Genomic DNA, 14,241 nt, shown 5'->3' on the forward strand with positions numbered 1-14,241 from the left:
GCATGAAATGGAATGTGCGTAGGGCGCCCTGCGGTCCTGACTTAGTTGCCGGGCCGGACGCACTGCTTCGTCAGAACCAGCTGTCCTGCATGGTCAGGCAGGTGTCATCGCGGCTGGCGAGGATGGCAAGCTCGTGATGGCAGCTCGGTACCTCCCAGGTCAGGAAGTAGCGCGCCGCCTGCAGCTTGCCGCGGTAGAAGTCCGTGTCCGCCGGGTTGCCGTCCGCCAGACCCTGTTCGGCGTGGATCGCCTGCTCCAGCCAGCGCCAGCCGATCACGGCGTGACCAAAGACCTTCAGGTACAGCGCCGAGTTGGCCAGTGTCTGGTTGACCTTGCCTGCCATCAGATCGCCGAGCAGCGCCTGCGTCACTTCGGTCAGGCGCGCCAACAACTGCTCCAGGGGTAGGCGCAAGGGGTCCAGCGAGCTAAATGCTCCGGCGCGCTGGCAGGTGCCTTGAATCAGACCGACCAGCTGACGCAAGCCGGCACCGCCGTTCTGGCTCAGCTTGCGTGCCAGCAGATCCAGCGACTGGATGCCCTGGGTGCCTTCGTGGATCGGGTTCAGACGGTTGTCGCGGTAGTACTGTTCCACCGGATACTCGCGGGTATAGCCGTGGCCGCCGAGGATCTGTATCGCCAGTTCGTTGGCCTTGAGGCAGAACTCCGATGGCCAGGATTTAACGATGGGCGTAAGCAGATCCAACAGCTCGTGGGCATGTTTGCGGTCATCCTCGCTCGGCGCGGTATGTTGTTCGTCCACCAGGCGCGCGGCGTACAGCCCCAGATCGAAAGCGCCTTCGACATAGGCCTTTTGGGTCAGCAGCATGCGCTTGATGTCGGTGTGCTGGATGATCGGCACCTGCGCTGAGGCCGGGTTCTTGCCATCCGGGAGGCGGCCCTGCGGACGCTCGCGAGCATAGTTCAGCGAGTACAGGTAGCCGGCGTAGCCGAGCATGATCGCGCCCATGCCGACGCCGATACGCGCCTCGTTCATCATCTGGAACATGTAAGACAGGCCCTTGTGCGGCTCGCCCACCAGATAGCCCACGCAATTGCCGTTGTCACCGAAGTTCAGCGCGGTGGAGGTCGTACCGCGCCAGCCCATCTTGTGGAACAGCCCGGCCAGGATCACATCGTTTCGTTCGCCCAGCGAGCCGTCATCGTTGACCAGGAACTTGGGCACGATGAACAGGCTGATGCCCTTCACCCCAGGCGGGGCGTCCGGCAGCTTGGCCAGCACCATGTGCACGATGTTCTCCGAGAGCGGATGGTCGCCGCCAGAGATGAAGATCTTGTTGCCTTTAAGCCGGTAGCTGCCATCGGCGGCTGGCTCGGCGCGGGTGCGCAAATCGGATAGCGACGAACCCGCGTGGGGCTCGGTCAATGCCATGGTGCCGAAGAAGCGGCCTTCGATCATGGGCTGCAGGAAACGCTGCTTCTGTTCTTCGCTGCCGAAGGTCTCGATCAGGTGCGAGGCGCCCATGGTCAGCATGGCGTAGGACGAGGTGCCGACGTTGGCGGCCTGGAAATGTGCGAAGCAGGCCCGCGCGAGCAGGTTGGGCAGCTGCATGCCGCCGTCGTCGAAGCTGCGCGAGGCGTTGTGAAAGCCCGCTTCGATGAAGGCGTCGACCGCCGGCTTTACCTCGGGAATTAGCACTGCTTCGCCGTTCTGGTAGATCGGCTCGTTCTCGTCGGCCTTGCGATTGTGCGGAGCGAAGAGGTTCTCAGCGATGCTGCGGGCGGTGTCGACTGCGGCGTTGAAGGTCTCTCGGCTGTGGTCGGCGAAGCGCTCGCGCTGGGTCAGGGCCTCGGCATCGAGCACTTCATAGAGTTCGAATGCCAGGTTGCGTGGGCAAAGCAGAGTCTCGGACATGACAATTCCTCCGTTTCTATGCGGCCGAGTCTAAGGAGGCGCCGAGACGGCTGCCTAGCACCATACATTCGAGTGATGAAAGGACACAGCGGTGCTTGCTGGCCCTTGCCAGATGCCGTTTCAGTGTGGGCTGTTGGATGCCGCCGGCAATTGGGTCGGTTGTCCATTGCCGCTTTCGGCATTGATCAGCACTGCTCGGCGCGGCTGGTCTGCTCGGTTGTTCCGTCTGCCAAACCAGCGGCGATATTGTTCAGGTGCACTTTCGTCGCGCGCGTCCGTCAACAGAAATGCATCCGAACGAGGCGCCAATGAAAAAAGACCTTATTGCCGAGCGTAAGAACGACCATCTGAACATCGTTCTGGACCCGCATCGGGCCGGCCCCCGCGTCGATTCAGGCTTTGCGGCGCTGACGTTCGAGCATTGTGCGTTGCCAGAGTTGCGGCTCGACGAGGTAAACATCCAGAGCCGACTACTCGGCCGAACGCTCGCAGCGCCTCTCCTGATCAGCTCCATGACCGGCGGTGCCGAGCGGGCCGCGCAGATCAACCGGCACCTGGCCGAGGCCGCCGAGGCGCTGGGCATCGCTCTGGCGGTGGGGTCGCAGCGCATCGCGCTGGAGACCGGCGCCAGTCAAGGGCTTACCCGTCAGCTACGGCAGCTGGCCCCGGGCATTCCGCTGCTGGCCAACTTCGGCGCCGCGCAGTTGGTGTCCGGTTATGGCCTGGACGAGGCGCGGCGTGCAGTCGAAATGATCGACGCCGACGCGCTGATCATTCACCTCAACTCTTTGCAGGAAGCCGTGCAGCATGGCGGCGACCGCAACTGGCGCGGCGTGTTGGCGGCGATCGAGACGCTGGCTTTGCGTCTGCCGGTGCCGCTGGTGGTAAAGGAGGTGGGTGCCGGTATCTCCGTGGACGTGGCGCGACGGCTGCTCGATATCGGCGTTTCGGTGATCGACGTGGCGGGCGCGGGTGGCACCAGTTGGGCCGCCGTCGAAGCCGAGCGCGCCAGCGATCCGCAGCAGCGCGCCATCGCTCAGGCGTTCGTCGGGTGGGGCATTCCCAGCGCCCAGGCGATTGCGCGGGTGCGTCGGGCTTGTCCGGATGCGCAGCTGATTGCCTCAGGCGGTATTCGCGACGGCATCGATGCGGCGAAGGCGATACGGCTGGGCGCCAATGTGGTCGGTCAGGCGGCAGGAGTGCTGGACGCGGCGCTGCGCAGCCCGGAGGCGGTAGTCGAGCATTTCCAGGTGCTGATCCAACAGCTGCGAATTGTCTGTTTCTGCACCGGCTCAGCCGATCTGGCCGCGCTAGCTCGGGCGCCGCTGCTGCCGGCCTTCGATCCCTCTTCTTTTTGAGGGATCGGGATTTTCGACCGGCTATCGCTCAGGGCTCGGCTTGACGGCGCCAGCCGATGGCCAATGCCTCGGTCAGTTGCGCTGCTGGAACGGCACGGCAGCCGCTGACGTTCTGTCCGGCCCAAAGCGGCGAGAAATGATCGAGCCCCTGGGCTTCCGCCTGAGCCCGCAGTGCGCCGATCGCGTTGCCAGCCAGGGGAAACGCCGGAACCGCATCGGGCCGGGGGCCAAGCTCGCGAATCAGGCGATTGACGATGCCGCGGGCGGGGCGGCCGGAGAACAGCGTGGTCAGCACCGTGTGTTCTGCTGCCGGGCTCTGTAGCGCCTGACGATGCAACGTGCTGGCACGACTCTCGTCACACAGCAGATAGGCGGTGCCGACCTGCACGCCGGCTGCACCGAGCGTTTGCGCCGCGGCAACGGCGCCCGCGTCGGCAATCCCGCCGGCCGCGATGACAGGTATATCCAGCGCGGCGACCAGCTGCGGTAAAAGGGCGAAGGTGCCGACCTGGCCGTCGATGTCCTTGCTGAGAAAAATCCCGCGATGGCCGCCGGCTTCCAGGCCCTGGGCAATCACCGCGTCTACGCCTTGCGCCTGCAACCAGCGGCCCTCCTCAAGGGTGGTGGCGCTGGAGAGAATCTTCGCACCGGTCGCGCGCACGCGCTGTAACAGCTGCGGCTCGGGCAGCCCGAAATGAAAACTGACGACGGCCGGACGATGACGCTCAAGCACCTCGGCCATTGCGGTATCGAAGGGCTTGCGTGTGGCGCCGCCGGGAATGCTAGCGGCGTCGATCCCCTGCTCATCGAGATAAGGCGCCAGCAGGGCCAGCCAGGTTTGGTTACGTGCGGGGTCTTCAGCAGGCGGTTGGTGGCAGAAGAAGTTGACGTTGTAGGGGCGGCCAGTGAGGGCCGTCATGGCGCTGAGCTCGGTATCCAGCGACTCGGCGTTGAGCATGCCAGCAGGAATCGAGCCCAGACCGCCCGCGTTGGATACGGCCGCGGCGAGTTGATGGTTCTGCGAACCGGCCATTGGCGCTTGGATTATCGGCAGCTGAATGCCGAAGAGGTCTCGAATGTCCATCCTGGGTTCCTTGTCGCTTGCCTCGGAGAGTAAGCACTTTAGCAGCGACTACGTCGATCTTCGCCATTTGGCCGGGCGCCGCGTCTTGCCTCTCTGAATCGGCACGCTGGGCAGTTAGACTGGGCACTCTTCAGGAGTGCTCGATGAACTACCGCCACGCTTTTCACGCCGGCAATCACGCCGACGTGTTCAAACACCTCGCCCTGTCCCGGCTATTTGCCTTGCTCGCTCGCAAGGAGGCACCGTTCGCCTACCTCGACAGCCATGCCGGCGTCGGGCTGTATGACCTGGCCGGCAATCAGGCCAGCCGCACCGGCGAATGGCTGCAGGGCATCGCCCGATTGTGGCAGGCCGATGGCATTCCGGCTTCGGCCGAAGCCTATCTGAACGTGATCCGCGCGCTTAATCCGGACGGCGCGCTGCGCTACTACCCAGGGTCGCCGGAGCTGGCGCTACAGCTGACCCGCCCCCAGGACCGCTTGCAGCTCAACGAGAAGCATCCCGAGGATGGGCGTCTGCTGAAGGACAATATGGCCGGCGACCGCCGCGTTGCCGTGCATCTGGGGGAGGGTTGGCATGTCCCGCGTGCGCTGATGCCGACCCAGGAAAAGCGCGTGGTGCTGTTGATCGATCCACCATTCGAGCAGGCTGATGAGCTGGCTCGCTGCGTGCAGGCGTTGACCGAGGCGCTCGGGCGCATGCGCCAGGCAATCGGGGTGATCTGGTATCCGATCAAGGACGAGCGCCAGCTCAAGCGCTTCTATCAGCAGCTATCGCGCAGCGGCGCGCCGAAGCTGTTGCGTGCCGAACTCTATGTTCATCCCACCGATGAGGCGCTGCGTTTGAATGGCTCGGGTCTGGCCATCAGCAACCCGCCGTGGGGCCTGGAAGAAGAGCTGCGCGAACTGTTGCCCTGGTTGGCTACATTGCTCGGGCAAAGCGAAGGCGGCTGGCGGCTGGATTGGTTGATCGAGGAAAAGTAGCCACAACGCTCGAAGCCTGAGCGCTGCTCGGTGGAGCGGTGGATCGTTATCCACCCTGCCAAGCTCCACCATCCTGGCTTCGCGCTAGAACAGTTTCAGCGGTTCTTCCTGTAGCGCGGACATCTGCTCACGCAGGATCAGCACCTGATCGCCCCAGTAACGCTCGGTGCCGAACCAGGGGAAGCTCATCGGGAAAGCCGGATCGTCCCAGCGGCGTGCCAGCCATGCGCTGTAGTGCATCAGGCGCAGGGCGCGCAGCGCTTCGATCAGAGGCAGTTCGCGCGGGGCGAAATCGTGGAATTCGTTGTAGCCATCGACCAGCTCGGACAGCTGTCCGAGCCGCTCATGGCGCTCGCCGGCGAGCATCATCCAGATATCCTGAACCGATGGTCCCATGCGGCAATCGTCCAGATCCACCAGATGGAAGGCGTCATCGCGGGCGAGAATGTTGCCGGGATGGCAGTCGCCATGCAGGCGGATCGGCTGAAATTCCGTACGGGCGAAGGCATCATCAACCCGTTTGAGCAGGTCACGAGCCACCGATTCGTAGGCCGGCAGCAGGCTTTTCGGTATGAACCCGCCGTCCAGCAGGGTAGCCAGCGAGTCGTGGCCGAAATGCTGAGCCGTCAGCGTTTCGCGGTGCTCGAACGGGCGGCTGGCGCTGACCGCATGCATGCGACCAAGCAGCTGGCCCAGGCGGTACAGCTGGTCAAGGTTGCCCGGCTCCGGGGCGCGACCGCCACGCCGCGGGAACAACGCGAAACGAAATCCGGCATGTTCGAACAGCGTTCTGCCCGCGTACTCCAGCGGTGCGACCACCGGGATCTCGCGGTCGGCCAGCTCGTGCGAAAACTGATGTTCCTCGAGAATTGCTTCGTCGCTCCAGCGGCCGGGGCGGTAGAACTTGGCCACGAGCGGTGTGCTGTCTTCGATGCCAACTTGGTAGACGCGATTTTCGTAGCTGTTCAATGCCAGTACGCGGGCATCGCTGATGAAGCCGGCACTTTCCACCGCATCGAGCACAAGATCAGGCGTGAGTGTGTCGAAGGGGTGGCTCATGGTCGGCTCCGTAAATGGGTCGGCCAGTGTATTGCACTGGCGGGTTTACACAACCGCGGCTCTGACCCTAATCGCCTGGCTTCGGCGTACGCGCCAGGCAATAGATATCGACCCGCACGGCGCCCGCATGTTTCAACAGGCGAGCCAACGCTTCGGCGGTTGCGCCGGTGGTGAGTACGTCGTCTATGACAGCCACGTGGCGACCGACGATCTGTCGCTCATCGGTCAATGCAAAGGCCTGGCGCAGATTTCGGCGTCGGCCGGCGGCATCCAGTTCTTGCTGTGACTGGGTGTCCTGAGTACGTTGCAGCAGCTCGTTCCGCACAGGCAGGTTCAGCACTGGGCTCAGCCAGTTGGCGAGCATCTGCGCCTGGTTGAAGCCCCGCTGACGCAATCGTTTGCGGGCTAGTGGCACGGGAAGCAACAGGTCCGGACGCGGCAGGCCTTCGTCGAATCGATGCTGCAGGTAGCGCGCCAGATGCTCGGACAACAGCCGGCCGAATGGCCAGCGCGACTGATGCTTGAAACGGCTGATCAGGCTATCCACCGGGAAGGCGAAGCGCCAGGGCACGGCGACATGCTCGAACGCCGGAGGATGTTTGAGGCATTGGCCGCAAATCAGGGCGGTTGCGGCCAGCGGCAGCGCGCAGATAGAGCATTGCCCGCCGAGCCAGGGCAGTTCGGCCTCGCAGGGTCCGCACAGTGAATGGCCGGTTTCGCAGCGCTCATCGCAGAGCTGGCAGTGGTGTTCGAGTTTTAACCAGTTGTAAACCATGAGTCCTTTCCAGGTTGACAGCATCTTTGGCTTGGCTAACCATCTCGCATCCGTGCCAAGAACCTATGTACAAGGAATGCCCCATGAGCGCCACTGCCGCTTTTGCCACGCGTCACGACTGGAGCCTCGCTGAAGTCAAGGCGCTCTTCGAGCAACCCTTCAATGACCTGCTGTTCCAGGCGCAGACGGTGCATCGCCAGCACTTCGACGCCAACCGCGTGCAAGTCTCCACGCTGCTATCGATCAAGACCGGTGCCTGCCCGGAAGACTGCAAGTACTGCCCGCAGTCCGGCCACTACAACACCGGTCTCGATAAAGAGAAGCTGATGGAAGTGCAAAAGGTGTTGGAAGCCGCGGCCGAAGCCAAGGCCATCGGCTCGACACGCTTCTGCATGGGTGCTGCCTGGAAGCATCCCTCAGCCAAGGACATGCCCTATGTGCTGAAGATGGTCGAAGGCGTGAAAGCCCTGGGTCTGGAGACCTGCATGACCCTAGGCAAGCTCGATCAGGAGCAGACCAAGGCATTGGCCACGGCGGGGCTGGACTACTACAACCACAACCTCGACACCTCGCCGGAGTTCTACGGCAACATCATCACCACGCGCACCTACGCAGATCGTCTGGAAACGCTGAGCTACGTACGTGAGTCGGGGATGAAGATCTGCTCCGGCGGCATCCTCGGCATGGGCGAGTCGCTGGACGACCGCGCGGGCCTGCTGATCCAGCTGGCCAACCTGCCTGAGCAGCCCGAGTCGGTGCCGATCAATATGCTGGTCAAGGTCAAGGGCACGCCGCTGGCCGAGGAGCAGGACGTCGACCCCTTCGACTTCATCCGTATGCTCGCCGTGGCGCGGATCATGATGCCGAAATCCCACGTGCGGCTGTCCGCCGGCCGCGAGCAGATGAACGAGCAGATGCAGGCGCTGGCGTTTTTCGCGGGTGCCAACTCGATCTTCTACGGCGAAAAACTGCTGACAACCGGCAATCCGCAAGCCGATAAGGACATGCTGCTGTTCAAGCGCCTGGGCATCCAACCCGAAGCGCGCGAAGAGCACGACGACGAAGTGCATCAGGCGGCCATCGAGCAGGCATTGGTCGAGCAGCGCGACAGCAAGCTGTTCTATGACGCCGCCTCGGCCTGATCCACACCAACCTGGCTACACGAATCCTGTAGGAGCGAGCGGGGCGCCTGATCCCGGCTCGCGAAGCAATGCCGCTGCTACAGGTTCGCCAGCAAGCTGGCTCCTACAACAAGTCCGTCCGCCATGCCTTTCGATCTCGCTTCCCGTCTCGCTGCGCGCCGCGCCGCGCACCTTTATCGTCAACGTCCTTTGCTGGAAACGCCGCAGCAACCGGAGGTCGTGGTCGACGGTGAGTCGCTGCTGGCGTTCTGCTCCAACGACTACCTCGGTCTTGCCAGCCATCCCGAGGTGATCCGTGCGCTGCAGCAGGGGGCCGAACGTTGGGGTGTCGGCGGTGGCGCTTCCCATCTGGTGATGGGGCACAGCACGCCGCATCACCAGCTCGAGGAGGCCTTGGCCGAATTCACCGGACGTCCACGGGCGCTGCTGTTTTCCACTGGCTACATGGCCAATCTCGCGGCGGTCACCGCACTGGTGGGGCAGGGCGATACGGTGCTCGAAGATCGCATCAACCACGCCTCGTTGTTGGACGCCGGTTTGCTCAGTGGCGCGCGTTTCTCGCGGTACCTGCACAACGATGCGCACAGCCTGGCCAAGCGTCTGGATAAAGCAACGGGCAATACCCTGGTGGTGACCGACGGCGTGTTCAGCATGGATGGTGATCTGGCCGATCTGCCAGCCCTCTGCGCCACCGCGAAAGCCCGAGACGCCTGGGTGATGGTTGATGATGCCCATGGCTTCGGCCCGCTGGGCCAAACCGGCGGCGGCATCGTCGAGCATTTCGGCCTCGGCATCGATGACGTGCCGGTGCTGGTCGGCACGCTGGGCAAGGCCTTCGGTACCGCTGGCGCATTCATCGCCGGCAGCGAAGAGCTGATCGAGACGCTCATTCAGTTCGCCCGCCCTTACATATACACCACCAGCCAGCCGCCAGCGGTCGCCTGCGCGACGCTGAAAAGCCTCGAACTGCTGCGTAGCGAAGGTTGGCGCCGCGATCATCTGAATCGACTGATTGCACGCTTCCGTCAAGGCGCAGCCGACATCGGACTGAGCCTGATGGACAGCCCGACGCCGATCCAGCCGATTCTGGTCGGTAGCAGTGAGCGCGCCTTGAAGCTCTCGGCGGCCCTTCGCCGACGCGGCGTCCTGGTCGGCGCCATTCGTCCGCCAACTGTGCCGGCCGGCAGTGCGCGGCTGCGGGTGACATTCAGTGCGTCCCACAGCGAGGCGCAGGTTGAACAACTGCTGGATATCCTGGCCGAAAGCTGGAATCGATTGGTCGAGGAGCCAGAAACCGATGCGTGATCAGCTGATATTGCTGCCCGGATGGGCGTTCGGCCCGGCGGCCTTGCAACCTTTATACGACGCATTGGCCGATTTGGCGCCAGATCTGGAGGTGGTTATCGAGCCTTTGCCGGAACTGGTCGCGAAAGAGGCCTGGCTCGATGAGTTGGACCAGCGTCTGCCGCATGGCAGCTGGCTGGCCGGATGGTCGCTGGGCGGTATGCTCGCCTCGCAACTGGCCGCGCGCCGCGTCGACACCTGTCGCGGCCTGATCACCATCGCCAGCAACCCCTGTTTCCGTGCCCGGCCGCAGTGGCCGGAAGCCATGGCGCCGGACATCTTCGATGCCTTCCATGAGGCGTTCCGCCTCGATCCTGAGGAAACGCTCAAGCGCTTCCGCTCGCTGTGCGGTCGTGGTGGTTACGACCCACGAACGCTGGCGCGACAGCTGCAAGTCAGTCAATCCCAGCTGCCAGCGCCAGTGCTGGATGCCGGTCTGCAGCTGCTGGCAGAACTGGACGGGCGCGGCGCGCTGCATGGCTATTTCGGCCCTCAACTGCATCTGTTCGCGGCTAACGATGCGCTGGTGCCGGCGGCGGCCTGTGATGCCCTGCGACGATGGATGCCCGGGATTGTCACTAGGCTGATACCGGGCGCCAGTCATGCGCTTCCGCTGGAGCGCCCAGATGAAGTTGCCGCGGCGATGGTGGCGTTTATCAAGGGTGCTGCGGCATGAACAGATCGGCTGCGATGAGCGCATCAACTGCCAGTTCCGGCTTGCCCGACAAGCGCCAGGTTGCCGCATCGTTTTCCCGCGCTGCCGCCAGCTACGATGCCGTGGCCGAACTGCAGCGGGCTGTCGGCAATGCACTTGCCGATCGTTTGCCCAGCGATCTGAGCCCCGCGCGCTGGCTCGATCTGGGCTGTGGCACCGGTTATTTCTCCCGGGCGCTGGCGAGCCGTTTTCCCGCCGCTGATGGCATGGCAATGGATATCGCCGAAGGCATGCTGCGTCACGCGCGACCGCAAGGTGGCGCCGGCGCGTTCGTCGCAGGCGACGCCGAGTGTCTACCGCTGCGCGACGCATCGGTCGAGCTGATCTTCTCCAGTCTGGCGCTGCAATGGTGCGATGATTTTACCGCGGTGCTGAGCGAGGCGAGCCGGGTGTTGCGCCCGGGCGGGGTCCTGACTTTCAGCAGCTTATGCAGCGGAACCCTGCAGGAGCTGCGCGACAGCTGGCAAGCGGTGGATGGCTTCGCCCACGTCAATCGCTTCCGTAGCCACGAGGCGTATCGGCAGCTCTGCGCCACCAGTGGCCTGAATGTCGTCAGCCTCGATGTACAGCCGCAGGTGCTGTATTTCGCCGAGCTGCGCCAGCTGACCACGGAACTCAAGGCGCTTGGCGCGCATAACCTTAATCCGGGCCGTCCCGGCGGTCTCACCGGGCGCGCGCGAATCCGAGCGTTGATCGATGCCTACGAACAGTTCCGAACCCCCGCCGGGTTGCCGGCCACCTATCAGGTCATTTACGGCGTAATGCGCAAGGAGCAGTGATGGCTGCGTTTTTCGTGACCGGAACCGACACCGAAGTCGGCAAGACCACCATTGCCGTCGGGCTGCTGCATGCCGCTCGACTGTTGGGGCACAGTACGGCGGCGGCGAAACCGGTGGCGTCGGGCTGCGAGAGGACGGCCGAGGGGCTGCGCAATAGCGATGCGCTGGCATTACTCGGCGAGTGCACCCTGCCGATGCACTATGAGGCGGTCAATCCATTCGCCTTCGAACCGGCCATTGCGCCGCATCTGGCGGCGCGAGAGGCGAGTGTCGATCTAAGCGTTGCGCAATTGATTGCTCCGGTCCGGCAGATGCTGGCGCTGCAGGCCGATTTCTCGCTGGTCGAGGGTGCAGGTGGCTGGCGCGTGCCATTGGCGGGTGACGAAACGCTGTCCGATCTGGCCGTGCAGCTCGGGCTCCCGGTGATCCTAGTGGTCGGGGTTCGCCTCGGCTGTATCAACCATGCGCTGCTCAGTGCTGAAGCCATCGAACGCGACGGGCTGCGACTGGCGGGTTGGGTCGCTAATATCATCGATCCCTCGACGTCGCGGCTGGAGGAAAACCTCGCCACGCTGGCCCAGCGACTATCAGCCCCCTGTCTCGGACGAGTGCCGCACCTCCCGCCGGCTGGTCCATCGGACGTGGCAGCCTATCTGGATATCGAGCCGCTCATTCCGGCCCGCTAAGCGTGCTTATCCGTTATAGCGATACGTCATTGGCGAGAACATTCCGGCTCTGCTTCAATGATGGCTAACTGATTGCGCGAGGATTGCAGCATGCAAATCAACAACAGCCTCCTCTCTGCCGGACTGGGCGCCTACCAGGCTGGGCAGCAGCGCGTCGATGACGCCGGCGCTGCAATCGCCACCGGCGCTCTGCCGGTCGCAGAGAATTCACAGGCGGTTGCCGATACGGTCGAGCTGACCGAGCAGCTGATCCAGATGAAAGTCGGGGAGCACACTGCGAAAGCTGGCGTGCGGCTGCTGCAAAGCGCTGACGAAGTACTCGGAACCCTGATCAACACCAAAGCCTGACTCCCACCGGTCGCACGACCGGCATTCCTTTCTGGTGGTATCCCTCTCCTGTCTTGTCTCGATGCGGCACCGACCAACGGTGCCTGGGTCCCTGCTTGACATCGCGCAGGCCTAAACGTATGTTTCAAACGCCTGTTTGACCTGCCGTGCTGCTGCCTGGCGGTCACAATCCAATCCAAGTCTGGCCGGGCAAGCCGGTCAACTGAGCCAAAGAACCCACCGCTGAGGTTTACGCTATGCCTGATTACAAGGCCCCCTTGCGCGATATCCGCTTCGTACGTGACGAACTGCTCGGCTACGAAGCGCATTATCAAAGCCTTCCGGGTTGTGAAGACGCCACACCGGACATGGTCAACGCCATCCTCGATGAAGGCGCCAAGTTCTGTGAGCAGGTCATCGCTCCGCTGAATCGCGTGGGTGACATCGAAGGCTGTACCTGGAGCGAGTCCGGTGTGAAAACACCGACTGGCTTCAAGGAGGCTTACCAGCAGTTCGTCGAAGGCGGCTGGCCGAGCCTGGCCCATGACGCTGAGCACGGCGGACAAGGGCTGCCCGAGTCGCTGGGCATGGCCATCAGCGAGATGGTCGGGGAGGCGAACTGGTCGTGGGGCATGTACCCGGGTCTGTCCCACGGTGCGATGAATACGCTGCACGAGCACGGCACCCCTGAGCAGCAGCAGACCTACCTGACCAAACTGGTGTCCGGCGAGTGGACCGGCACCATGTGTCTGACCGAACCGCATTGCGGTACCGATCTGGGCATGCTGCGCACCAAGGCCGAACCTCAGGCCGACGGCAGCTATAAGGTGTCGGGCACCAAGATCTTCATTTCTGCGGGCGAACACGACATGGCCGAAAACATCGTCCATATCGTGCTGGCTCGCCTTCCTGACGCACCGCAAGGCACCAAGGGCATTTCCCTGTTCATCGTGCCCAAGTTTCTACCAAAAGAAGGCCTGCCGAACGCCGAAGGCGGTGTGGGTGAGCGCAACGGTGTGTCGTGTGGCTCGCTCGAGCACAAGATGGGCATCCACGGCAACGCCACCTGCGTAATGAACTTCGACGGTGCCACCGGTTTCCTGATCGGTCCGCCGAACAAGGGTCTGAACTGCATGTTCACCTTCATGAACACCGCGCGTCTGGGTACCGCTCTGCAGGGCCTGGCTCACGCTGAGATCGGGTTCCAAGGCGGCATCAAGTATGCGCGTGAACGTCTGCAGATGCGTTCGCTGACTGGCCCGAAGGCGCCGGAAAAAGCTGCTGATCCGATCATCGTGCACCCAGACGTACGCCGCATGCTGTTGACCATGAAAGCCTTCGCCGAAGGCAACCGGGCGATGCTCTACTTCGCCGCCAAGCAGGTCGACATCACCCAGCGCAGTCAGGACGAGGAGCAGCGCAAGGCCGCCGATGCGATGTTGGCTTTCCTGACACCCATCGCCAAGGCGTTCATGACCGAAGTCGGTTTCGAATCCGCCAACCACGGCGTGCAGATCTATGGTGGCCACGGTTTCATCGCCGAGTGGGGCATGGAGCAGAACGTTCGTGACAGCCGCATCTCCTGCCTGTACGAAGGGACCACCGGTATCCAGGCGCTCGATCTGCTGGGCCGCAAGGTCCTGATGACCCAGGGCGAAGCACTGAAAGGCTTCACCAAGGTGGTACACAAGTTCTGCCAGGCCAACGAAGGCAACGAGGGGGTCAAGCAGTTCGTCGAGCCGCTGGCCAAGCTGAACAAGGAGTGGGGCGATCTGACCATGAAGGTTGGCATGGCCGCGATGAAGAACCGCGAAGAAGTTGGTGCCGCTTCGGTGGATTACCTGATGTACTGCGGTTATGCCTGCCTGGCCTACTTCTGGGCCGACATGGCGCGTCTGGCGTCTGAGAAGATCGCGGCGGGCGAAGACACCGACGGTTTCTACACCGCCAAGGTGCAGACTGCGCGCTTCTACTTCCAGCGCATCCTGCCGCGTACCCGCACCCACGTCGAAGCCATGCTGTCGGGCGCCGACAACTTGATGGATATGGACGAAGCCCATTTCGAGCTGGCGTACTAAGGCCCTTCGTGACAAAGAAACCGCTGCCTCGGCAGCGG

At 63.3% G+C, this 14,241-nt stretch carries 13 protein-coding genes; 9 read left to right on the forward strand and 4 right to left on the reverse strand.

The features are described from left to right. Positions 1-70 precede the first annotated feature (70 nt). Positions 71-1,873, reverse strand: a complete 1,803-nt coding sequence (locus H3028_RS14750) for an acyl-CoA dehydrogenase (protein ID WP_181297881.1) — start codon at positions 1,871-1,873, stop codon at positions 71-73. 308 nt (positions 1,874-2,181) lie between these two features. On the opposite strand from H3028_RS14750, the gene fni reads away from it, so the two are divergent. Beyond that, positions 2,182-3,231: a type 2 isopentenyl-diphosphate Delta-isomerase gene (fni, locus tag H3028_RS14755; RefSeq protein WP_181297883.1), complete on the forward strand. Its 1,050-nt coding sequence runs from the start codon at positions 2,182-2,184 to the stop codon at positions 3,229-3,231. Between the two features lie 28 nt (positions 3,232-3,259). On the opposite strand, the gene H3028_RS14760 is transcribed toward fni, so the two are convergent. Further along, on the reverse strand, positions 3,260-4,315 hold the full coding sequence (locus H3028_RS14760; protein WP_181297885.1) for a nitronate monooxygenase family protein: 1,056 nt from the start codon (positions 4,313-4,315) through the stop codon (positions 3,260-3,262). Positions 4,316-4,458: 143 nt separating this feature from the next. Between H3028_RS14760 and H3028_RS14765 the strand changes: the two genes are divergently transcribed. Further along, entirely contained in the window at positions 4,459-5,298 is an 840-nt protein-coding gene (locus tag H3028_RS14765; protein ID WP_181297886.1) for a 23S rRNA (adenine(2030)-N(6))-methyltransferase RlmJ, read from the forward strand. A gap of 84 nt (positions 5,299-5,382) precedes the next feature. Here H3028_RS14765 and H3028_RS14770 read toward each other — a convergent pair whose 3' ends face one another. Next, complete coding sequence (locus H3028_RS14770) at positions 5,383-6,357, reverse strand: serine/threonine protein kinase (protein ID WP_181297889.1); 975 nt, start codon at positions 6,355-6,357, stop codon at positions 5,383-5,385. 67 nt (positions 6,358-6,424) lie between these two features. Beyond that, on the reverse strand, positions 6,425-7,132 hold the full coding sequence (locus tag H3028_RS14775; RefSeq protein WP_181297891.1) for a ComF family protein: 708 nt from the start codon (positions 7,130-7,132) through the stop codon (positions 6,425-6,427). Between the two features lie 83 nt (positions 7,133-7,215). On the opposite strand from H3028_RS14775, the gene bioB reads away from it, so the two are divergent. The 7 genes from bioB (at position 7,216) to H3028_RS14810 (ending at position 14,203) form a co-directional block, all read left to right on the forward strand. Next, positions 7,216-8,274: a biotin synthase BioB gene (bioB, locus tag H3028_RS14780; RefSeq protein ID WP_181297893.1), complete on the forward strand. Its 1,059-nt coding sequence runs from the start codon at positions 7,216-7,218 to the stop codon at positions 8,272-8,274. Positions 8,275-8,397: 123 nt separating this feature from the next. Then, positions 8,398-9,579: an 8-amino-7-oxononanoate synthase gene (bioF, locus tag H3028_RS14785; RefSeq protein ID WP_181297895.1), complete on the forward strand. Its 1,182-nt coding sequence runs from the start codon at positions 8,398-8,400 to the stop codon at positions 9,577-9,579. Then, positions 9,572-10,294 (forward strand): alpha/beta fold hydrolase, encoded by a 723-nt coding sequence (locus tag H3028_RS14790; RefSeq protein WP_181297897.1) that lies wholly within the window; start codon positions 9,572-9,574, stop codon positions 10,292-10,294. The genes bioF and H3028_RS14790 overlap by 8 nt, the downstream gene beginning before the upstream one ends. A 14-nt stretch (positions 10,295-10,308) precedes the next feature. Beyond that, a complete protein-coding gene (gene bioC / locus H3028_RS14795) occupies positions 10,309-11,112 on the forward strand; it encodes a malonyl-ACP O-methyltransferase BioC (RefSeq protein ID WP_181297899.1) in 804 nt (267 codons plus the stop codon). Further along, positions 11,112-11,798: a dethiobiotin synthase gene (gene bioD / locus H3028_RS14800; RefSeq protein ID WP_181297901.1), complete on the forward strand. Its 687-nt coding sequence runs from the start codon at positions 11,112-11,114 to the stop codon at positions 11,796-11,798. Before bioC ends, bioD begins: the two co-directional genes overlap by 1 nt. Before the next feature lie 90 nt (positions 11,799-11,888). Then, the gene (locus tag H3028_RS14805; protein WP_181297902.1) at positions 11,889-12,146 is read left to right on the forward strand and encodes a hypothetical protein; all 258 of its coding nucleotides are present in this window, start codon (positions 11,889-11,891) and stop codon (positions 12,144-12,146) included. 236 nt (positions 12,147-12,382) lie between these two features. Continuing rightward, positions 12,383-14,203, forward strand: a complete 1,821-nt coding sequence (locus tag H3028_RS14810) for a phenylacyl-CoA dehydrogenase (RefSeq protein WP_181297904.1) — start codon at positions 12,383-12,385, stop codon at positions 14,201-14,203. Positions 14,204-14,241: the final 38 nt, after the last annotated feature.

Source organism: Pseudomonas sp. Q2-TVG4-2 (assembly GCF_013620795.1).
Classification (GTDB): domain Bacteria; phylum Pseudomonadota; class Gammaproteobacteria; order Pseudomonadales; family Pseudomonadaceae; genus Stutzerimonas.

Bases quoted from the DNA above. Each gene is read 5' to 3' on its own strand.
- H3028_RS14750 (WP_181297881.1), bottom strand. From the start codon at position 1,873: ATGTCCGAGACTCTGCTTTGCCCACGCAACCTGGCATTCGAACTCTAT.
- fni (WP_181297883.1), top strand. From the start codon at position 2,182: ATGAAAAAAGACCTTATTGCCGAGCGTAAGAACGACCATCTGAACATC.
- H3028_RS14760 (WP_181297885.1), bottom strand. From the start codon at position 4,315: ATGGACATTCGAGACCTCTTCGGCATTCAGCTGCCGATAATCCAAGCG.
- H3028_RS14765 (WP_181297886.1), top strand. From the start codon at position 4,459: ATGAACTACCGCCACGCTTTTCACGCCGGCAATCACGCCGACGTGTTC.
- H3028_RS14770 (WP_181297889.1), bottom strand. From the start codon at position 6,357: ATGAGCCACCCCTTCGACACACTCACGCCTGATCTTGTGCTCGATGCG.
- H3028_RS14775 (WP_181297891.1), bottom strand. From the start codon at position 7,132: ATGGTTTACAACTGGTTAAAACTCGAACACCACTGCCAGCTCTGCGAT.
- bioB (WP_181297893.1), top strand. From the start codon at position 7,216: ATGAGCGCCACTGCCGCTTTTGCCACGCGTCACGACTGGAGCCTCGCT.
- bioF (WP_181297895.1), top strand. From the start codon at position 8,398: ATGCCTTTCGATCTCGCTTCCCGTCTCGCTGCGCGCCGCGCCGCGCAC.
- H3028_RS14790 (WP_181297897.1), top strand. From the start codon at position 9,572: ATGCGTGATCAGCTGATATTGCTGCCCGGATGGGCGTTCGGCCCGGCG.
- bioC (WP_181297899.1), top strand. From the start codon at position 10,309: ATGAGCGCATCAACTGCCAGTTCCGGCTTGCCCGACAAGCGCCAGGTT.
- bioD (WP_181297901.1), top strand. From the start codon at position 11,112: ATGGCTGCGTTTTTCGTGACCGGAACCGACACCGAAGTCGGCAAGACC.
- H3028_RS14805 (WP_181297902.1), top strand. From the start codon at position 11,889: ATGCAAATCAACAACAGCCTCCTCTCTGCCGGACTGGGCGCCTACCAG.
- H3028_RS14810 (WP_181297904.1), top strand. From the start codon at position 12,383: ATGCCTGATTACAAGGCCCCCTTGCGCGATATCCGCTTCGTACGTGAC.